Annotated in this window: 10 protein-coding genes and 4 pseudogenes; 9 read left to right on the forward strand and 5 right to left on the reverse strand. The window is 45.9% G+C overall.

Features of this window, described 5'->3' with window-relative positions:
- Positions 1-23: 23 nt before the first annotated feature.
- On the reverse strand, positions 24-467 hold the full coding sequence (locus NST07_RS16350; RefSeq protein WP_342481883.1) for a MarR family transcriptional regulator: 444 nt from the start codon (positions 465-467) through the stop codon (positions 24-26).
- Positions 468-607: 140 nt separating this feature from the next.
- On the opposite strand from NST07_RS16350, the gene NST07_RS16355 reads away from it, so the two are divergent.
- The 3 genes from NST07_RS16355 (at position 608) to NST07_RS16365 (ending at position 9,722) form a co-directional block, all read left to right on the forward strand.
- Positions 608-1,093: a GNAT family N-acetyltransferase gene (locus NST07_RS16355; RefSeq protein ID WP_341093109.1), complete on the forward strand. Its 486-nt coding sequence runs from the start codon at positions 608-610 to the stop codon at positions 1,091-1,093.
- Positions 1,094-1,736: 643 nt separating this feature from the next.
- Positions 1,737-2,459, forward strand: a complete 723-nt coding sequence (locus NST07_RS16360) for a response regulator transcription factor (RefSeq protein ID WP_341378585.1) — start codon at positions 1,737-1,739, stop codon at positions 2,457-2,459.
- Between the two features lie 210 nt (positions 2,460-2,669).
- Positions 2,670-9,722, forward strand: a complete 7,053-nt coding sequence (locus tag NST07_RS16365) for an alpha-amylase (protein ID WP_342481884.1) — start codon at positions 2,670-2,672, stop codon at positions 9,720-9,722.
- 78 nt (positions 9,723-9,800) lie between these two features.
- Here NST07_RS16365 and NST07_RS16370 read toward each other — a convergent pair.
- Positions 9,801-9,989, reverse strand: a pseudogene (locus tag NST07_RS16370) (winged helix-turn-helix transcriptional regulator); the annotation flags it as partial.
- 32 nt (positions 9,990-10,021) lie between these two features.
- Here NST07_RS16370 and NST07_RS16375 point away from each other — a divergent pair.
- Positions 10,022-10,138, forward strand: a pseudogene (locus NST07_RS16375) (dehydrogenase); the annotation flags it as partial.
- 8 nt (positions 10,139-10,146) lie between these two features.
- Here the strand turns inward: NST07_RS16375 and NST07_RS16380 are convergent.
- Both NST07_RS16380 and fabV read right to left on the reverse strand, forming a co-directional pair.
- A complete protein-coding gene (locus NST07_RS16380; RefSeq protein WP_342481885.1) occupies positions 10,147-11,211 on the reverse strand; it encodes a LacI family DNA-binding transcriptional regulator in 1,065 nt (354 codons plus the stop codon).
- 213 nt (positions 11,212-11,424) lie between these two features.
- Complete coding sequence (fabV, locus tag NST07_RS16385; protein ID WP_342481886.1) at positions 11,425-12,618, reverse strand: enoyl-ACP reductase FabV; 1,194 nt, start codon at positions 12,616-12,618, stop codon at positions 11,425-11,427.
- A 570-nt stretch (positions 12,619-13,188) separates the two neighbouring features.
- On the opposite strand from fabV, the gene NST07_RS16390 reads away from it, so the two are divergent.
- On the forward strand, positions 13,189-13,542 hold the full coding sequence (locus tag NST07_RS16390) for a hypothetical protein (RefSeq protein WP_341093114.1): 354 nt from the start codon (positions 13,189-13,191) through the stop codon (positions 13,540-13,542).
- A 549-nt stretch (positions 13,543-14,091) separates the two neighbouring features.
- Positions 14,092-14,974 (forward strand): annotated as a pseudogene (locus NST07_RS16395) (transposase).
- Between the two features lie 931 nt (positions 14,975-15,905).
- On the opposite strand, the pseudogene NST07_RS16400 reads toward NST07_RS16395, so the two are convergent.
- A pseudogene (locus NST07_RS16400) lies at positions 15,906-16,563 on the reverse strand (DJ-1/PfpI family protein).
- Between the two features lie 615 nt (positions 16,564-17,178).
- Between NST07_RS16400 and NST07_RS16405 the strand changes: the two are divergent.
- The 3 genes from NST07_RS16405 to NST07_RS16415 all read left to right on the forward strand — a co-directional run bounded on the left by NST07_RS16405 (position 17,179) and on the right by NST07_RS16415 (position 22,401).
- A complete protein-coding gene (locus NST07_RS16405) occupies positions 17,179-18,891 on the forward strand; it encodes a histidine kinase (protein WP_342481887.1) in 1,713 nt (570 codons plus the stop codon).
- Positions 18,888-20,294 carry a response regulator gene (locus tag NST07_RS16410; protein ID WP_342481888.1) on the forward strand — a complete coding sequence of 469 codons (1,407 nt, stop codon included), beginning with the start codon at positions 18,888-18,890 and terminating at the stop codon, positions 20,292-20,294. Before NST07_RS16405 ends, NST07_RS16410 begins: the two co-directional genes overlap by 4 nt.
- Positions 20,295-20,664: 370 nt before the next feature.
- Positions 20,665-22,401, forward strand: a complete 1,737-nt coding sequence (locus tag NST07_RS16415; RefSeq protein ID WP_341093119.1) for a sugar ABC transporter substrate-binding protein — start codon at positions 20,665-20,667, stop codon at positions 22,399-22,401.
- Positions 22,402-22,444: the final 43 nt, after the last annotated feature.

Genomic DNA, 22,444 nt, shown 5'->3' on the forward strand with positions numbered 1-22,444 from the left:
AAAGGAAATATCCCTCTATGGGACTATTCGTTCCCCAGTTCGGCCAGATGCTGCAATGCGGGGATTGCGGATGTAATGGCCTGTTGTTCCTCCAGGCTGAGTCCTTGGGTGAACGTTGAGAGCTGTGCCATGCGGTCCAAGCGACGTGAATCGATCACATTTGCGCCAAGTCCGGTTATGTGCACTTGAACGACCCGGCCATCATTCGGATCCGGGCGGCGCTCAACGAGCCCGTCCCGTTCAAGCCGGGTTACGAGCTGTGTGATTGCCGACTGAGTAACCTGCTCAGAGGCTGTCAGCTCAGTCAGCCGCATGGGGCTTTTGCGCGACAAGGTGTGCAGGACAGATAATGTTGTGAAGCTTAGTTTTTCAATGGACGGTAACCGAATCAGGATCCTCGTCAAATTTTCGAGCACCAGGGTTAAATCGGCGACATTAAGGTCATTAGGATGGTTTTTAGGTTTCATGCTGAAATTATATCACTAATTAATATAAGTTTCTAATGTAAATATGAATGATTTATTTAGAATGAACTTAATAACTACACAAAAAGGCAAAAGTTTCAATCTATATAGCTTCCTAATATCCACTATTGAGGTGAAGATCCATGAAGCAACCAGAGATAAGAAAAGCCACCGTCAAAGATGGCATAGCCGTATCAAAGATTATTACTGAATCATTTAAAAGACGAACCGAATTACTTCTGGTATCAGAAACAGAATATCCCAATCATGCTGCGTTCGAAACGGAAAGGATGGCAATAACCAGAATTAACAATTCAACGGTTAAAATTTTATTTGTGAATGATGAACCAATAGGGACCATAGGCACCCGGCGGGATGGAGAGATTGGAATTGTTGATAGACTGGCTATCCTCCCATCCTACAGAGGTGAAAATTACGGAGGATTATTATTAGAGCATTCAGAAAATGAATTATTTAACAACGATTGTCAAGAAATACATATTTCCTTAGTTGCCAGCTATCAAAATTTAAGGAGGTTTTATGTTGAACACGGGTATACCTGCATAAGTTCAACAACTCTATCAGGCTTACCCTGTGAGGTGCTTTCATTATGTAAATATAATAGATGAGTTGTGCTGAGATGGACCACGATGCATCACCAGTAAGAGAGGAAGACCGATACAGAAGCCTTTATACAATTTCTCCAGGATCTTCTCTCTGCCTATTCGAATGAAAAAAACGCCTTATAATCTTACTGGACAGTCAAAAGTTCTACAGAGCTAAGAAACCATGAGCAAACAGGCGAAAAATAGACTTGCGTAAATAAGCGGCAACGCTGGCTTCGGAGACCACGGCATGGGAGGGCGTTCGCAGGTAGCGGAAAAACAGCCCTGAGGTGCGGCCTGAGAATTGCAAGGCCACCAGTTGGAGAGTCTCATTGCAATGCACTGGCACATCACAAATCCCTCAATGGCCTGGCTCGTTTTCTGGATGCGCTGCTGATCATTCTTGTAACCCATTTGGCGATTAGATTGTGGTCTATATAGTTGCGATATACCACAGCATATGATATTTTTGTATGAAAATAACAGGATTTTGTACACGCTCTAAAGTTCACCTTGTAATGTTAATATCTACAAGAGGTTGAGATTGTTTTTACTACTGATTAAATTAGGAATAGGCCAACAAACGACCACCCTGTAAATGAAGTAGGGCTGTCTCTTTAACATCATCAGGAAAGCGCTTACACATCTTATGAAAGGAGAAAAATGAATGCGGGAAAAAATCATAATCATTGATGATGATACTGAACCTCGCAAAATATTGGTTCAATCCTTACTAGAGCATGGATATGATGCTGTTGGATATCCTCACGGCGGACAAGCATTGGTAAGCATCATTCATTCTCACGATCCTGATTTAATTATTCTTGACCTGTCAATGCCAGGCGCGGGGGGCTTGAACTTATGCACGGAATTGCGCAAATTCAGCGATAAACCAGTACTTTTTACAAGTCATCATACTGAAGATTATCTTAGGATTGAAGCCTTGAACCGGGGGGCAGATGAGTTTATTGCCAAACCCTCCAGCTTTGAAGTATTGCTCGCCCGGATCAGAGCACACCTCCGCAGGTACAAACGGGCTTTCCCTGTTAATCAACGTCATTTAATAGTTTTTCCAGGCCTGCAGATCGATCCTACTACCCACTCAGTAATTGTCTATGGCAAGGAAGTCTCTTTATCTTCTAAAGAATTCCGACTCCTTGTTGTTCTGGCAAAGAACCCGAATCGCGTATTTCACACCGAAACCTTATATGATCTAATTTGGAAAGACATTAAGCATGGGGACATACGAACCGTCATGGTTCATATTTATAACTTGCGGCAAAAAATCGAAAAAAAACCGAGTAAACCGCTATATATTCATACTGTCAGAGGTGCCGGCTATAAATTTAACGGATCGGTTTCACTTTTGATGGAATCCATGGATGCGTAGTATTAAAACACCGCTTATCGAATAATCAAAGACTTTGCTTAAAAACTTATTTCATTACTTTAACTAGACTTTAACATAAGTTGGTAAGATGGACTTGGATGCAAACGATTGCAGTCCGAAAAAAACCAGATTTTTAGCAGCAGATCGCTTGCTGGTTTACGGATCACGTACTCGTTTCATATCAAAGGGTACAGGAGGAGAAAAAAACTAATGGTGAAAAAGAGTTGCAAAGTTTTACTAAGCATGATGCTGCTCTGCTCAATGCTGGGGAGCGTTGCAGTATTGCCAGCGGGCCAAGCAACAGCGGCCACATTGACCCCGACAGCACCGTCCATAGAAGCGTCTGCAACAACCAGCAGCGCGCCGGTTAATAACACGATGATGCAGTTTTTCGAATGGAATACACCTAAGGATGGTGGACATTGGAACCATCTTGCTGCTGAAGCGGCTAATCTGAGCGATGTGGGGATCACGGCAATCTGGATACCGCCTGCTTATAAAGGCCATGTGGGAACAGACGATGTTGGTTATGGCGTTTACGATTTCTACGATCTGGGTGAATTCAACCAGAAAGGAACCGTACGTACCAAATATGGTACGAAAGCTGAACTGAAATCGGCGATCGAATCGCTTCACAACAACAATGTTCAAGTCTACGGCGATATCGTTGTCAATCATTTGATGGGCGGCGATCAAAGCGAGAATATTAAAGTGACGCAAGTACATGGGAACAACCGCAACCAGACGATCGGCGAGTTCAATACAAACGTTTGGACAAAATACAATTTTGATGGCCGCAACAATGCCTATTCCAATTTCAAATGGAATTGGACGCACTTTGACGGTTCAGGGGACCACGATAAAATTTACCGCTTTCCAGGCAAAGCATGGGATTGGGAGGTTAGCACCGAGAACGGTAACTATGACTACCTGATGGGTACCGACATTGACTATGACAACACTGCAGTTGCAGATGAAATAAAAAAATGGGGCGTATGGTATGTCAACGAAATGGGTCTGGATGGTTACAGACTAGATGCTGTTAAACATATCAAATACGGCTTCATGAAGGAATTTGTAGAAAATGCCCGTACCAAAACAGGCAAAGAGTTGTTCACTGTCGGTGAATTTATCGGTGGTACAGCTGAATTGAACTCCTACCTGGGTAAAGTGAATCAAAGCATGTCCTTATTTGATTTCCCGCTCCGCAACAACTTTGCGGCAGCCTCCAGTTCCAACGGAGGTTATAGCATGCGCAACCTGGCCAGCGGAACATTGACGGGAACAAATTCGGGTAAATCCGTTACTTTCATTGAGAATCATGATACGCAGCCTGACCGTTCAGATTCTCATGGCGCACAGGTTCTTGATTGGTTTAAACCGCTAGCTTATGCGTACACTCTGACACGACAGGAAGGTTATCCCTCAGTATTCTATGGTGACTACTATGGAACCAGAAGCAGCAACACTGCTGGTCCTGGAACAGGGAAAATTAAATCGCTGAAGAGCAAGCTTGATCCGCTTCTCAAAGCACGCAAGGATTACGCTTACGGTAAACAAAACGACTATCTTGATAGTGATGACATGATCGGCTGGACTCGTGAAGGTTTGGCTTCCAAACCAAACTCGGGCTTGGCAACAGTCATGACAGACCGTGCCGGCGGATCGAAAACTATGTATGTGGGAACAAGCCACGCCGGTGAACAATGGAAAGATATCACAGGCAACTTCTCTGATAAAGTAACTATCGGCTCTAGCGGCAATGGTACATTCAAGGTTAAAGACGGTTCTGTATCGGTATGGGTACCAGATGTGGCAACTCCAACCGATCAAGCCCCTACAGTACCAACAAATGTACAAGGAACAGCAGTAGGCACTACCTCTGTAAATCTGAGTTGGACAGCTTCTACTGACGACAAGGGAATTGCTAAATACGAGGTTTATCGTGACAGCGCTCTCATCGGTGAGTCCGCCAGCACTACTTACAACGATTCAACAGTAGCAGCTAACAAGACCTATTCCTATACAGTCAAGGCAGTAGATACAGTCGGTCAGAAATCAGGATTCAGCCCTGCGGCTGCTGTTACCGTTGGCGGCGGAACGCAAGATCAGCTTCCAACTGTGCCAATGAATGTGAAGGGAACCGCATCAGGCACAATATCAGTCAACCTGATATGGAGTCCTTCTACGGATGACAAGGGTATTGTGAAATATGAAATTTTCCGTGACGGTATGCTGAAAGGCGAAGCCACGGGAACAGCATATTCAGACAACACTGTAGCAAATGACAAAACGTATTCCTACACAGTCAGAGCTGTAGATACGATTGGACAGAGATCAGCATTCAGTGCTCCTGCTGCCGTTAAAATCGGCAACGGCGGGCAGCAGCAAGAAGTAAGCCCATTCAGCTGGGATAATGCAAACGTTTACTTCGTTATGACAGACCGTTTCAACAACGGTAATACCAGCAATGACAACGCTTATGGCAGACCTAAGACAGATACCTGGGGCTCGGATGTGGGTACATTCCACGGCGGAGATATTAAAGGTTTGACCAAAAAGCTGGAAGAAGGTTACTTCACCGATCTGGGTACAAATGCAATTTGGATTACAGCTCCTTGGGAACAAATGCACGGCTGGGTAGGCGGTAAAGACGGTGACTTTGCTCACTATGGCTACCATGGCTACTATGGACTTGATTTCACTGCGATGGACAAGAGCATCGGTACCATTGATGAAATGCGCGAGTTCGTTGACCTTGCCCACACCAAGGGAATTCGTGTTGTCCTTGACGTGGTGATGAACCATGTCGCTTATCCGACACTTGTGGATATGGCGGAATACGGATACGGTGACCGCGGCGGACTCGCCGGCAACTGGATTCCGGATAAAAGCCAAGGCCAGAACTGGCACACGCACAATAACATTATGAACACAAATAATTCCAGTGCATGGGCTTCCTGGTGGGGAAGTAGCTGGATTCGTGCCAACACTATTGCGGGATACGATCAATGCAGCGGTAACGATCAGACGCTGTGCGTAGGGTTCCTGCCTGATATCAAGACCGAATCCACTAGTGGTACCGGTTTGCCGCCGCTACTGAAGACGAAGTTCAACAAAGAAACAAGCGGTTACGACAACTGGATCGTTCCGGCTGCCAAGCAATACCGCAAAGACCTGAACGTCGCCCCTAAGGATTACATGATCAAATGGCTGTCTTCATGGGTCGAAGAATTCGGAGTGGATGGTTTCCGTATCGATACTGCAAAGCATGTTCAAGCTGATAGATGGAAAGAGCTCAAGACAAGCGCAAGCAGTTCCCTTGCGAAATGGAGGCAGAACAACCCAACGAAACCGGGAGCAGACTGGACAGATAACTTCTGGATGACCGGGGAAGTGTGGGGTCATGGCCTCGGAAGAACCGGCACTTATTTCGATAACGGATTTGATTCCTTAATCAACTTCTCCTTCCAAAGCGCAAATATGAGCGACCTGGAAGGGCTCTTCTCCCGGTATGCAAGTGAATTAAACGGAGATCTGCCTAACTACAATATGCTCAGCTACCTTTCTTCCCACGATAAAGGGTTGTACAACCGTGGAAACCTGATTCAAGCAGGCACCGCGCTGCTGCTTCTTCCGGGCGGAGTGCAAACATTCTATGGAGATGAGACGGCAAGACCGTTCGGAGCTACCGGCTCTGACCCGGATCAGGGTGCGCGTTCATCTATGAACTGGAGCGGTATTCACCAAGGTGTTCTGTCACACTGGCAGAAGATAGGACAATTCAGAAACAATCACATTGCTGTAGGCGCAGGAACTCATAAGAAAATTGCGGACAGTCCGTATACATTCTCACGCATCTATGAGAAGGATGATATCCTGGATAAAGTAGTAGTTGCTACAGGAGTCTCCGGAACTGTGGATGTGAATGTATCCGGCATCTTCCCGGATGGCACTACTGTACGCGATACTTACACGCAAAACGAAGGGATTGTAAGCGGAGGCAAGGCTAAATTTACCGCTGGAGCCAACGGCGTTATTCTGATTGAAAATGTTGGCGTAAACAAAAGGTTCCCGGTTCTGACGGCTTCACCAGCAGGCGGTAAATTTAAAACCGAAACTACCTCTGTAACGCTTTCGATCAAAAATACGGACAGCGGCAAGTACACGCTGGATGGCAGTGATCCGATTAACGGAACTGCATTTACCAATGGAACAACAATCACAATTGGCGCAGGCATGGCCATTAATGACACGAAAACACTGAAGATGTACGCTACGAATGAAAATGGCGAAGGTACGGCGTCTTACGATTTTACGAAGGGCGATCCTAACGCCAAGCTGGAGGTTTATCTCAAGAAACCGGCTGGATGGGGAACACCTTCCATCTACTACTACGACACAGCACCTAAGGACAATGACCCAACCTGGGCTACAGCTCCAGCTATGACAAGCGCTGGCGGAGACTGGTATGTCTACAGCTTCGACACGGCTGAACAAGCTACAATTATCTTTAAAGACAGCACAGGCAAACAAGTGCCAGCTCAGAACCAAGCTGGATTCACCAGAACAGCAACAGGCTGGTATGACGGAAGCGCTTGGTCCGATAATGATCCGCGTGTCGTGACTAAACCGACGGCTCCATCGAACCTGGCTGTGTCTGTAAAGACAGACAAGACAGTAACATTGACTTGGAATGCATCTACCGACAGCTCCGGAATTGCCGGATACGACATATACCGCAACAATGTGAAGGTTGGTTCGTCGACAACTGCAACTTATAAGGATACAGGCTTGACTGCAGAAACAACGTATTCCTTTAAAGTTATTGCCAGAAGCCAATCCGGCGGAACCTCCAATCCGAGTAACGAGCTCAGCGTTAAGACCAATCCGCCTGAACAAGGTACGGACAACACCGTTACTGTTTACTACAAAAAGGGATACACAAATCCTTACATTCACTACCGCGCTGAAGGTGGCAACTGGACAGCCAGTCCGGGCGTGAAGATGGAGGATTCTGAAATTCAGGGATATGCAGTGCACACGATTGACCTGGGAACCTCACCGGCAACACGCGCAGAGGTAGCATTCAACAATGGCAGCGGTCAATGGGATAACAACAATCAGAAGAACTATTTCTTCGACATAGGCGACAATACCTATGACGCAGGTAAAGTGACTGCCGGTAAACCGGGAACTGCAAATCCGGGCAATAAAGTTACCGTGTACTACAAAGAGGGCTGGACGAATGTAAACATTCATTATCGCGCCGAGGGTGGCACTTGGACGTCTGCTCCTGGCGTGAAGATGGAGAATGATTCGTTGAATCCCGGTTACAAAAAAATAACTGTTGATATTGGAACCGCTAGTCGTCTGGAAGCTTGCTTCAATAACGGAAGCAATGTTTGGGACAGCAATGGTCAGAAGAACTACTTCTTCAACGCAGGCGACAATATTTACGTTCCTGGCAACAACAATGCTCCAGGACAAGTGAAGCTTGGGGAAAAACCGGTGGGAGCTGATACGATTGCCCCTTCTGTCCCGTCTAACCTGGCTGGCAATCTAAGCAGTGGAACGCCTAAGACGATCACCTTGACTTGGGGGGCCTCAACTGACAATGTCGGGGTAGCAGATTACCAAATAACCCGTAAGGCTGGTATAAGCACGGAGACATTTACGGTGAAGGCAACAACATTCATCGACAGCACGGTAACGGATGTTACAACTTACAAGTACCAAGTCCGCGCTCGTGATGCTGCAAATAATTTCTCTGCGAACAGCAATGAAGTAACCATTCAAGTATCGGGTGCGGGTGATAGCATCGCACCTTCGGCGCCAAGTAATGTAACAGGTACAGCAACTACTACCAGTGTTGCCCTTCAGTGGACAGCTTCGACGGATAACGTTGGTGTAGAGGGTTATGAAATATATCGTAATGGAGCTAAAGTGGGTACTTCAACAGTTCCAAGCTATTCCGACACAGGATTAACTAAAGAAACTTCGTATAAGTACACAGTTAAAGCTTTCGACGCTGCAGGCAACCTTTCAGCTGCCAGCAACGAAGTAACCGTTGAAACTTCAGCCGGAACCGATACAGAGGCGCCAAGTGTTCCAGCCAGTCTTATATCGACCGGTAAGACAACTTCAACAGTGAGCCTGTCCTGGGCAGCTTCAACAGATAATGTGGCTGTAGCAGGTTACGACATCTATCGTGATGCAGTAAAAGTAGGAACTTCAACAACTCCTGCTTTCACGGACACAGGTTTGGCTGAAGAAACATCGTATACCTACACGGTAAAAGCTTTCGATGCTGCAAATAACTTCTCAGCAGCAAGCGCTGAACTTACAGTGGTAACATTGAAAGGAACGATCGTTATTCCTGGTGGTGACAAGCCATATTCCACTAATCCTTCATTCGGTAAACGCGTATCCACTCCGATCACAATTGATGGAGTGAACAGTGGTGAATGGACAGATGACATGCTGATTGCCATCGACATGGCCGGTGACGACCCGCGTACACTCGGCAGCAACTGGTCTCTACATGAAACGCCAATGGATCTTAGCCATCTGTGGGCTGCATGGGATAGTGAGTTCGTGTATCTGGCTTGGCAGTATGTAGATGTTACAGACATCGTTGATCCTGCCAATGCTGGTTCTGCAGGCGGTACACCGATCCGCTCCATGGATATGCCGCAGACGATTGCCATTGATACAATTCCTGGTGCTGGTGCAACAAATGATATGTGGAAGAAGAATGGAAATAAGCCGCTCTGGGGCGGACTGGATCTTCCTGATTATCAGTTCAACATCGCTTCGAATATGTTCCACTCCGGTTACATTTCCAGAGCCGTAAACGGTTTGTTCCCTGTTGACGATGCTGGAGTGAACTATAAGACAGGCGCAGCAGCAGGTATTACCGTTAAATTTGCTAAAGGCAAAGGTTATACATCCCTGTGGGGCGTGAAAGATGCTGATGATGTTAATGATTCAAGCAAGCTTATAAACTTCATGGCGCTTGGCCACGATCCAAATCGTGACACATTCTATGAAGCGAAAATCCCGCTTAGCGCACTCGGAAATCCGGATATTGAGAATGCAGGTATTGGTGTAATGCTGCACCAAGGCGAGTTCTCGCCAATGGATACCCTTCCTAATGATCCAGCGACTTCCGATACGCCAGGGGTTTCAGAGTCCAACTCCCCTAAAGAGTGGAGCGACATTGATTTATTGATTTCTCCATTCGCACGCATCGGCAGATAATAGCGGACGGCTATTATTGAATTACACATTCCCTGTAACAACACAAAGAGGTCGGCCAGTTTTCTGGCTGACCTCTTTTCAATGAGACACCGTCATTGAACAAGTGGAAACGGCTTCGCCGTCCTCAAAAGAACGCCCCCAGCCGCACATGCTGTCCAAAAGGGTACTCAGCGTTTTACCGTGAGCGGAGAGGCTGTATTCAACCTTTGCGGGGATACTGGGGAACACTTTCCGTTCAATTAACATGGCCTCTTCCAGCTCGCGGAGAGAACATCTTAAAGAATACGAGAAACTGTCTGCTACTGGGACGTGTTGGCTATGATGGGGAGATTGCGCATACAGTACTTTACCTGATGACGAACCCCTTTACAACAGGCAGCACCTTGTTCCCGGACGGGGGTAATCTTTTGCAGTAGGATTACCGTCAAGTGAAAGGGAGAACTTTGCGGACGGTGGTCCCTCCATGAAGACCGCCCTGAAGCATAATCTGCTCGTAGGGGAGGGCCGGGTTAGCGATCCGCCACAACATCCGGTCCACTGCGCGATACCCGGTTTCCGTCACAGGCAATGTGGGCCGGGCGATATCGGGCAGGATGCCAGGCAATACTGCTTCAGGCTCCAGTCCAATCAGGGAGAAGTCGCCTGGAATGGTATGGCCTGTGATTTGACAGGCCAGATAGGTACGGGTCAGAGCGTCCTGTGAAGCACACACAAAGGCAGTGGGGGCATAACGGCTGATCTTTTCCTGCCATCTGCCTGTCCATTTATCCTGCGGCCCATCCAGCTCAAAGATATGGAACTCATCTAAGGGTAAGCTCATTCCGGCTTCATCTATTGCAGTGTTGAAGGCTTGCCAGCGCATCCGGTATCCCCGGCTCCGCCGGATATCTCCGATATACATGATGCGGCGGTGTCCCATGGCAATTAAGTGCCTGGTTGCTTGCTGCATAGCGTCATACACATTCCAGATCACGCTGTCCACACCTGCTCCCGGAGGCGGGAAATGAAGCAGAATGCGCGGCATGGGCAATCCGATCAGTCGGGCTTCCACAGCTTCAGGGATAACCGGGCTGATAAATATTCCATCTGCATACTTCAGGTTGTTCCTGTCTCTCCAGGATTTGAACCTTCCCGGCTGCCAAAGATCATCTGGCACAAAAACAACTTCAACCGCATGACCGGCTTCAGCCAGACGCTGCTGTACACTCTCCAGCAGAATGCGGTGCAGCTCCGACTTCAGTCCCTGGTCCGCTGCAATCAAGAAGATAAAGCGGCGTCCCGCACCCGCATATAGTGGTGTATTTTCGAACAACTGGCTGCGTTCCTGTTCTTTGGTATGATAGCCGAGCTTGTCGGCCAGCAGACGAACCTCATTTCGGGTATGCTCCGACATCCCGGGCAGCCCGCGAAGTGCCTTAGAAACAGTATGAACGGTTAATCCCAGCTCATCGGCAAGCTGTTTAAGGGTGATCTTTTTCTTGATCGGCATATCGACCCTCCTACAAATGAAACAAAAATGGGAGTTAAATCAATAAAGGCAACGGCATTGGAACACCCTGATATTACGCTATAGTCGGACTGGTACAAAGAGGATCTCGTGCAGGACCTATCGCCTATTATGGAAAGCTCCTGGCCCGGAACAGCGCTTCTTTCTATCTAGCTATCTGAGGAAGGAAACACTTGGTTAACTTACTTGTCAGACTTATTGGAATAAGTTTGGTATAGCAACTTCCGGGTTCGTGTCTGCTTCATAGTTGATATCTGCATTCTCAAAGCCAAACAACTGGAAGAACTCTCTGCGGTAGCCTTCCAGGTCGGTAAGTTCATTCATATGCTCTGTGGACAAAAGATTCCAGAGGCGGGTTACCTCAGCTTGAACGGCAGGCGACATTTCCCAGTCATCAATACGAATACGTCCTTCCTCATCCAGCGGAACTTCTCCACCTGTATAGAGACGATCTGCAAACAGTCGGTATGTCTGTTCAATACAACCTTCGTGCAGCTCCAGTTCCTTCATGACTTTGAACAGGACTGAGATGTATAAAGGAACAACCGGCAAGGCGGAACTCGATTGGGTCACCAGCCCTTTACTAACTACGACGAATGCGCGACCGCCATGAACCTTCATCTGCCCGTTAAGCTCTCTGGCGGTGGCTTCCAGATGATCCTTAGCCCGGCCGATGGTTCCGGAGCGGTAGACTGCATCCGTAAGCTCCGGCCCGATATAGGAGTAGGCTATCGTTGTCGCATCGTCTGCCAGCACACCCGCTTCCCGGAGAGCATTAATCCACAGCAGCCAATCTTCACCGCCCATCACTTTGACCGTGCCGCGGATTTCCTCTTCTGTGGCAGGCTCAATAGATATGGTGCTTACTTCACCGGTATGGAAGTCTACCGTTTTATTAGTGTAGGTGCGCCCGATGGGCTTCAGCGCAGATTGATACACCTCACCGGTCTGCGGATCACTCCGTCGTCCAGTAGAAACACTGTAGACCACAAGATCGACCTGTCCCAGCTTCTGGCGGATCAGCTCAATAGTTCGCTCTTTGGTTTCTTGCGTGAAAGCGTCACCAGCGACACTGTATGACTGCAGGCCAGCTTCTTCGGCAAGCCGTTCAAACGCCGCTGAATTATACCAGCCAGCGGATGCAGTCCGTTTTCCGTTGGGACTGCTCTGCCGATACACGCCCACTGTGCTTGCGCCCGCACCGAAAGCAGATGTAATGCGGGAAGCAAGACCATATCCGGTTGAGGCTCCAATTACCAGAACATTACGGGGGCCCTGGATCTTCGGCCGTTTTGTTATCGCTTGTATTTGCTGTTGAACTTGGCTGGCGCATCCCTCTGGATGTGCAGTTGTGCATATGAAGCCGCGTGTTCTTGGTTTGATTATCATGGTCTATGCTCCTCACTTTATGTATATTGACGTGACAGGAAACACTTGTTTGTATTCAATACTTCTCATATGTTTATTACTGCAAATTCGACAAAAATACAATATACTCCCTTTTTATTTCAAATGCACAAAAGGAAGCTATTCCTAAATTTTGAATGGTGTCAAATAAATGAAGTCCTCCGTAGTGAACAATCTGATTCGTTAGAAACAAAGTAAATCATTGAGTGAAAGATGAAGGATAGTTGAATCAAACAAGGAGTAGTTTGCCACGGCAGAGCTGCTCCCTTGTTTTCATTAAGCTCAAATTAGGTCGTAGGCACCATAGCTTATCCACCTTCATCTCCCAGCCATAGTAGCAGTATAACAGATACATATATTTTCATCATCTGTGGTGCGTCGTTTGCGCTGCATGTATGGCTAACGGGAAACGATAGTTAAAAACAACCAAACCAACTCGGCAGCCATCCAAAAGGAACGGCTGCCTTTGATTGAACTAACGGCAGGATGGTTGAATAATACACAGGTGTATAATAGAACAAAGATTAGATATTGACGGAGGGGTTCTATGATATGTTGACTGAGAAGCAGAGATTACTTTTCGAAAACTTAAAAGGAATTAAAGATACTAATGTTGATTTATCAGTTGCAAGCTTCCACCCTCAATCAAACATTCGATGGACCGATTCCGATGAGGCATATCAATTTCTTCGAAATAAGCTGAACTCCGAAGAAGATCTAAAAGCACTTGCTGTAATTCAGAATGAGCTCGTTGAGCAAGTGATTTATCGCATTATGGAAATGATTGATGGTTATGGTGGGTTGAACTTTGAAGTAGATTTGATCGATCAAGAGACTAAGCAGTCTTTACGAGATGGAATACAATTACACGATAAGTTCATGGATCATTTATACAAAACTGAATGAAAACTATAGTTTAATAGCGGTTGCTTCGGCAGTCGTTATTATTTGTAGTAGCGGGCAGTTTAGTTCAATCGGTTTCGTAAGTACCTTAAAGCATATACATTCACGGCGTCACTGCAACAACGTCAGAATGTAATGTCAAACTTCAAAGGCTTGTTTAGTTGTACGAGCGCTCGTGTTTTAAGAATCTTTGCACTAACCGGAAACGATAGTTGAAAAAAACCAACTCGGCAGTTCAGTCCAAAAGGAAAGGCTGCTTTTGATTGAACTAAACATTCCTGTAAGGCCTAAGATTTGGTCTTTGTCAAAAAAGGAGCGCCTCGGTATGATGGGTTTGTCGACGGGTTTATAACCCAACACCATCAAGGAGGCGCTCTTATTATGAAGTTTAAACAATCAGACGGTCAAAATCAACGCATTGAACGAATTTCCACATCTCACCTTGTTGTGGGTATAGATATCGCGAAGGAAACTCATGTTGCACAAGCGTAATTAGATCGGTGGATCGAGGGAATAGGGCAGAAACACGGCTTAAAGGATCTCATAATCGGGATGGAGCCGACCGGACACTACGGGTATAACCTGACCAATTGGCTTACCGACAAAGGCATAGGCGTTGAAATGGTGAATCCGGCAACCACCAAACGAAACAAGGAGAACCGCGATAATTCCCCCTCCAAAAGTGATCCGAAGGATGCGCTTGTCATTGCTGATGTGATCAGTCGAGGCTACTACTATGAATACTCGCGACAGGCTATCGTCTTTCAGAAGTTACGAACAATTATGAGTGACCGGGAATATTGGGTGACGAATAGTGTACGGCTACAGAACCGGATCATTCGCTGGTTAGACATTCGGTTCCCCGAGTATTTCTCGGTGTTTAAAAACTGGGCATGCAAACGTTCCATAGCTACGCTTAAAGAATTCCCTTCTCCGCAGGATTTAGAGTCTCTTTCCGTATCAGAGGTGATCACGAGATGGAGAGAGCATATGAAACGAGCTGGTGGCTCGACTGGCATGCAGAAGGCTGCGCAGCTCATCGCTCAAGCTAAGAACAGTATAGGCGAAACGACTGCTCTAAATGAAGCGAAACAGGATTTACAATGGCTATTACAAGAGTTCGAACGGATGGTAGAGATACTAGAGAGAATTGAACCGAAAGTACTTCAGGGAAACGAAAGGGACAGATTGTGCTTTCTAAAAGGGGCGATGCTACGCTGCGAAAATACCTGTATCTGGCCACGCTCCAACTCGTTGGAAATCATCCGATGTTCCGACAGCTGCATGAGAATAATGTTCAAGTCAAGCAAATGAAAAGCAACAATCAGTATTTAAACTACTTGGAAAACTGGCACGAATCATCATTGGCATCGTTCAAAGGGGAGAAGCCTTTTCTCCTGGAAAAGCTGCCCCTACTTGCATTCAAGCTGCCTAAGACTGATTAAGCGATCACGTATATTGACTCATTCGTAGGATTTCAAAAAGAAAGCACGGAGGACCGAGTTCCTGCCCGATAAGGGCTCAGACCCGTCAGCTAAACGTTATCGGTCTCCACGCCTTGGTCAGGTGAAACGAAGGAAGGTAAGGGCATAGACCCGTAGAGTCATGGGATGGTGAACCCCCAAGGAAATTGTGGAGTATGCGTGCAGAAGAATAACACTTGGAGAGCTGTTCCACACGCTTCTTCTGTTCCCGCATACCCAAGATCGAGACAACGGTGTCTAATGAGCTTAAATTAATGCTAGTCTTTTTTGTCTTCAGTCTCCCGATAGCAAGTGTTATCCTTTATGTGAATACAGTGGCACTTCTGAAAAAAATTAAGCATGGTGATGATACTTTTGGAAACACCTTTTGGGGCGCCGTCTTATTTGGATATATTATTTTTTGGACTTGTCCTTCTAATCACAACAAGTTCAGAGCATTGAACTATCGGGAGACGTTAGTGGGGCACCGCCAGCAAAACGCAGATTCACACTGTTAAGAGGATTTGAACATTAAAATAACCAGTTTTCACCCCGCTAAGGGGTAACCGTTAGAAACGAAGACACATACAACTTTTTTTGAAAAATTAGTAACTATGCAATTTAACGTGCTAAGACTTGTACATTCTACTAATGAGATATAGCACCGGGGTGCATCCAATGAGAGGTTTCTCTTTAATTCAAATGATCCCGATTTATAAAAAAGAAGGAGCACTTCGCTCCTTCTTCTTCTTTGGATATTTCCGCTACCAAGTACTAACAATATTGAACGTTTAAGCCACGTTAATACCGGAATGAGGTCTTGCTCAGATACCTTACACCTACCTCAACCTACCCCAACCTACCCCAATAACGCTATTGAGAATATGCTGAATTATTTGTGATTTATAAATTGGGCTCCCGTTTTGCAAACTCTTGTAACATCCCTCTTATTTGTTCTACCAATAAAGCAGGCGCTTTCTTTGGGGAACCCGTGTCAAACGGAGGCTGAGGATCGTATTCCAAAATCAGCTGGACTCCTTTACTCATATCATCTCCCAATTCCCATGCTATTAATTGAAGTGCCATATCAATACCAGAGGAGACACCGGCTGCTGTAACGATTTTGCCCTGACGAACCACTCTTTCATCTGTTGGAATTGTTCCAAGAGATTGAAGCAGGTCGAAGGATCCCCAATGACTGGTGGCTACGATTCCATTTAACAAGCCTGCGGCGCTCAAAATCAGAGAGCCGTTAAAAAACCGACGTGGTCCATTTCGTAGTTTCATGTATTTGGCGAATCCAATTTAACGTTTCTTCGTCATTCATTGGAGTTTTATAATTTGGCGGACTGCAACCTGGAACAACGAGAATATCAGCTGAAGTAACTTCAGAAAAACTGTAATCGGCATGCAAATAACCCATATTTGAGTCCAGTTTGATTAACCCTTTTTTCTTAGCGACAAACTTCACTTCACATTTCAGTGTAGCAGCAAATACATCGTATGGACCAATTGCATCTAATGCTGTGATTCCATCGAAAAGCATGATTGCGATTTTCAAGATGATCTCTCCTTTGGAGTGGGATTCTATTCTTACAAACAAACTATAACATACCCATACGGGGTAAGGGTATGTAATAATTACATCCACGCCATTCAACCTTTCTACGGCATCATGATTGGAGACTGGTGCAACAACCAGAATAGGATTAATCTACTATGAGTGCTTCCCAGCGGGAGCAACATTCAGTGGTGCACCGTGGTCGTTGGAGTCAGACTAGCGGATGGGCTCTAATCGCACCATAGTTCATCGACCTTCCTCTCCCAGCCGTACTTCCAGTATAAAATACCGAGCTAAAATTTTCATTCTCTGTGGTGCAGCGCTGATTTTGCGCTGCATGGTTGGCTAACGGGCAGCATTGTGGCACCGTTCAGTATGAAAGTGTTTGACTAATTTGAATATCAATCTATAATTATGAAAGAAAATTGGACTTGGACAGGACACAGACAGATTGTCCTGATTTGTGCCCTCCTGAATGGATTGAAATGCCGACATGCTTCAAAATGGCCGAGGGCTATGAGGAAAACGATAATCGGTATAGCTGTATGTATATTCACAGCAAGCTTCCATAAGTAGGAGCTTGTTGTTTCATTTTTAGAAGGAGAACAGGTCAAAATGACACTTAAAAAAAGAATCTTTTTATTGTTCTTTCTCAGTGCGTTTATCCCCTTTATCAGCATATTTGCAATTTCTTACTATACCATTGACTCCATTTTCGCAAATAAGATCGATGATGGCATCCGTAGCAATTTACAGCAGGTGACATCCTCATTGGAGAATTCAATCACCAATCTGAATCACGTTACGCAGCAATTGTCTTACAGTGGCACTGTAGGCAAAAGGATGGATGAATTTTTGAATCCGTCCTCCGATATCTTCGAATTGATCGATGCCAGGGACGAATTAAAGAGCGGATTAAGCGTTGTCACGTTTACCAATCCAAATATCGGTTTGACCTTATATTACTTCCAGAAAGAAGGCACTACGCAGTTCGGTAACTTTCCGGTCAAGGATCGTTTTTCTCCTGAGTCTTTGCCTGTGCTCTTCCAAACCTATGGAATTAAGTACTATGGTCCCCATATCAGCATGAATCGATTCGATGACAAACTCGTTCTGTCTGCTATGCGAAGAGTACAACTTCCCAAAAGGGACGATGCGTACATTTACGTAGAATCCGGCTTTCGTCTTACAGAGGATATCTTGGGTTACAATCAATACAACGGCGCTTTATCTCATCTGATCCTGGATGGAGAAGGCAACATTGTGTACAGTGAAATACCGGAAGCCATGAAGGTCGGGGAGAATTTCTCCAGCTTAACAGTCGACCCTGTGAAGGACGGAATATCCCGCGGGTACCACTGGTTTAAAGAGGATTCCTCACAGAAATGGAGTGTCGTATCGGTCATTTCACAGGCTCAATATCAACAGGAGAAAAACCAGTGGCTGCTTCAAATATTGCTGGTCGCTTTATTTTTCCTTGGTTTTACCGTATTTCTTGCTTGGCTTCTGTGGAAGATGGTCTACAAACCACTCGGACTCTTCCATTCCGAAATCAATGGGATGTCCAAGAATCCACAATCGACAGGGAGCCGAGCTCGAACTCAGATTCCCGAATTTGATTTTCTGCTGGGTGAATTTTCCAATATGCAGCATCAAATCGGTGACCTCTTCAAGGAAGTGCAGCAGAAAGAGAAGATTCGTGCAGACCTGGAAGTGGAAAAACTGCTCTATCAGATCAACCCGCACTTTCTGATGAATACACTGGATACGGTGCACTGGCTGGCCGTCATGAACGGACAAGGGGAGATCGACAAGCTGGTGCAGTCCTTGAACAAGCTGTTGTATTACAATTTGGGCAAATTAGGGCAAGTATCCACGATGGAAGAGGAAATTGATGCGTTAAGGCAGTATCTGATTTTGCAGCAAATTCGATATGACTTTGAATTTGATGTCCGCATTACTGCAGATGAACAAGTGCTTCAAATTCCTGTGCCTCGCTTTATTTTGCAACCGCTGGTTGAAAATTCGCTATATCATGGACTGAGTGACGAAGGTTTTATTCAAATTGAAGTTACACGCACTGAAACGTTGAACATTATGATACAAGATAATGGTGCAGGCATGACCGAGGAAGCCATTCATAAACTGCTGAACAATCGTGTAGCTGAACAACAAAAAGTAGGGATGGGTATAGGACTCAATTACGTTCACCGTATGTTGAAGGCACAGTACGGGGATCAAGCACAACTGGTGATCGAGAGTGAAGTGGGAACGGGGACAAGCATACTGCTCATATTGCCTATTAAAGGAGAAGATATCTCGGCATGATTAAGGTATTGATTGTGGATGACGATAAGCTGGTACGCAAAGGCATTAGCTCTGCGATGCCATGGAACGAGTTCAACATGGAAGTTGTAGGAGAAGCAAGTAACGGGGCGAAAGCACTGGATTTTCTGAAATCCCAACCGGTCGATCTAATGTTGACGGATCTTGCCATGCCGGTAATGTCAGGGATTGAACTGATGCATGCTGCGAGGCAGCTCTATCCGGAACTTCATATCGTTGTGTTAACACTGCATCAGGATTTCGATTATATCCAGGAAGCGCTCAGGCTGGGAGCCATCGACTATATAGCCAAAGTCCAGCTGGAAAAAGAGCAATTCGAACATGTTCTGCATCGGATACATACCCGAATTAACGGGTTGACGAACACGAAAATAAAGATGCCTTCACAGAATGTAATTAATGTCCATTATCGAAATGTGTATGCACTTGTTTCACTGGATCGCAAATCAGAACATACGTGGACAATGGAGCTAACTGCGCATGAAGATGAGATAAGGTGGGAGGTTGAGCGGAATAGCTGGATGTGGGCAGTACCCCAGTACGAAGAGGATCAACTTTTTCATCAATTAAAGCTATCCCTGAATCAAGTCCCCCAAAGTACGTTGTTGGTTTTGTCTGATGTACAAGAGCGAACGTGGTCGCAAATCAAAAACTGGATTATGAATTATACAGAGACGTCTTTATTCTATGCGTACAACCCCAGTGACCAAGTCATTCCCGTTTCGATGAAAGAGGGAGACATATTTTCAAAAGAACCGCAGGATGAGGACATTGACCGGATTAAGCAAAGTTGGTTCCAAACACTATGGACCCATCATGACAGTTACTACAACCAACTTATTGACCAGTTCAAATCATTACGATTACATAAAGGTCAGTTGATGGGATTGCTGTACTCGATCGTTATGGAGTGGAACCACCTTTTTGCCCAAACTACGCTTGGAAGAATCTCCATGATCCATTCTTTCGAGTCCTGGTTCGAGGTCGAAGAGTGGATCAAGCAGACTGCTGCAGGCATTCGAAAGACCGATGAACAGACTTCATATTCACCGGAAATCATCGATGCCGTGAAAAAAGCGGTGATGATCGTGCAACATGATTTGGAGCAGGCATATACAGCTTCAGGTCTCTCCCAACAACTCAACATCAGCCGAAGCTATTTCAGTCAATGTTTCAAAGATCTGATGGGGAAAACCTTTAATGAGTACTCCCGGTTCATCCGGGTAGAGAAGTCCAAAGAGTATTTGCTCAATACGAACAACACGATTTTCTGGATTGCGGAGCGGGTGGGTTATACGGATGAAAAATATTTCAGCCGGATTTTCCGTGAACTGACAGGTCTTCTGCCAAGCGAGTATCGGCAGCTAGGCAGAGGGAATAAATAGCGGATATCTTCCCAATGACCGAACATCCATTTTATGAGAAAAGTGACCGTATTCCATGATCGTTGTAGGCTGTCATGTAAATGATACGAAAGACATTTTATCGATTTTTGATAAATGAAGGCCGACAGCTTCCTGTTTTAGGAGCTGCTGGCCTTTGTTTTTGATCAAGAATAAGGATAGATAGACGAATGTAGGTCAGTAGGTAGGGTATATGCTCACAAGCTAACCAATGTATTATATTACCGACTGAAAACTGTAACCATTTCTCTATCCAAACGGACGTGCAATCCCTATCTCGATTGGTCTTCAATCCATTTTATAATGAAAGCGTAAACAAAATTGATATCAGAATAAAGGGGAATCGAACTAGATGAGAACAAAATGGTCCATGAAAAGCAAACGGTTGACGAAGCGACTGGCCGTGCTGTCCATGTCTGCCTTGATGGTTGCAACACTCGCGGCATGTGGAGACTCTTCCAATCCTCCTACTGCAGAGGAAGCAGGCAAATATGAGGTAACGCCGGGAGATCCGTTCAGTGCCTATAAAGACGAAATCACCGTAACCATGGGACGGGTGACCACAGCCAACCCGAAACTGCCGGCTGGAGATACCTATGAGAACAACGCGTATACTCGGCTGGTCAAAGACACGTTTAACGCTCAGATTACAGATCAATTTGAAGCCAATGGTGAAGATTATAGCCGTCAAGTTTCGCTCGCCATCGCCTCCGGGGAATTGCCTGACATGATGCGCGTCGATTCCAAAGATGAACTGAAAGAACTGGTGGATAATGATCTGATTGAGGATCTGACAGCCATTTATGATCAATATGCTACGGATAACATCAAGCAGATGTACGATTCCTATGATGGCCGTGCATTAGACAATGCGACGATCGATGGACGTTTGATGGGCCTACCGGCGACTTCCCTGGATTCCGCACCAACGATGGTTTGGGTCCGTCAAGATTGGCTGGATCTGCTGGGAATTCAACTTGATGCAGACGGAGACGGGACCATCTCGCTGGATGAAGTGGAGAAAACAGCGCTGGAATTCCTGAAAAGAGATCCTGGCCAATCCGGGAACCCGGTAGGTATTCCATTTGTGAACACGCTGAATACAACAGATTATAATGGCTCTGCTTATACCATGCTGGGTGTTGCCTCAACCGAGGGAGCGTTCCCGCAATATTGGATGAATAGTGAAGAGGGCAAAATCGTGTATGGTTCCACGACAGAAGAAACCAAGCAAATGCTGGGCATCATGGCGGATTGGTTCAAGAATGGCATCATTGACCCGCAATTTGGGACCCGCACGTTTGATGACATTACTGCACTCTACACCAATGGCCAAAGCGGTATCGCTTTTGGACCGTGGCATATCCCTGACTGGGGACTGATCAGCGTGAAGCAGATGGATAAAAATGCAAAATTCTCGGCGTATACGTTGGAGGATGCAGACGGCAATGTCAACGTGGCACATGCCAATCCATCCAATCAGTTTATCGTGGTGAAAAAAGGATATGAACACCCTGAGCTGGCCGTTAAGATTGTAAACCTGTTCTACGATAAACTGGCTAATGATAAAGATGCCGCAGCAACCATGCCGGAAGCTGCCAAGTATCAAGAGACCGGGGTAGACGGTTCTACGAGACCTTTTAATATCGAAGTCAACTCGGCTACATCGCTGCTGGATGATTACTCTGACGTCGTTCGTGGGATTAAAGGAGAGATTGGCCTGGATGAGGTTCGTACAACCGAATCGAAGAACAATATCGGAAGTATCAAAACCTATTTAAGCGACATGGATACGGATGACGCGACTGCTTGGTCGAAATATCATTCGCGGATCAACGGAGTTGGACTGATCGACAAACTGACACAGGAAAAAAAATTCGTCTGGATGACACCTGCTTTCTCTGGAACTACATCAAGCATGAAACAGACGTGGGCCAATCTGACGAAGTTGGAGCAGGAATCATTTATCAAAATCGTGACCGGTTCAGAACCGCTCGATTACTTCGATACATTCGTCAGCAATTGGAAGAAACAAGGTGGTGATCAAATCATTCAGGAAATTGAAGACGAGGTCGCATCAAAACAATAAACATCATGAACAGTGGCAGGGCTGCGATACGCAGCCTTTCTTG

Origin of the sequence: Paenibacillus sp. FSL L8-0340 (genome assembly GCF_038593145.1) — a bacterium.
Classification (GTDB): domain Bacteria; phylum Bacillota; class Bacilli; order Paenibacillales; family Paenibacillaceae; genus Paenibacillus_AQ.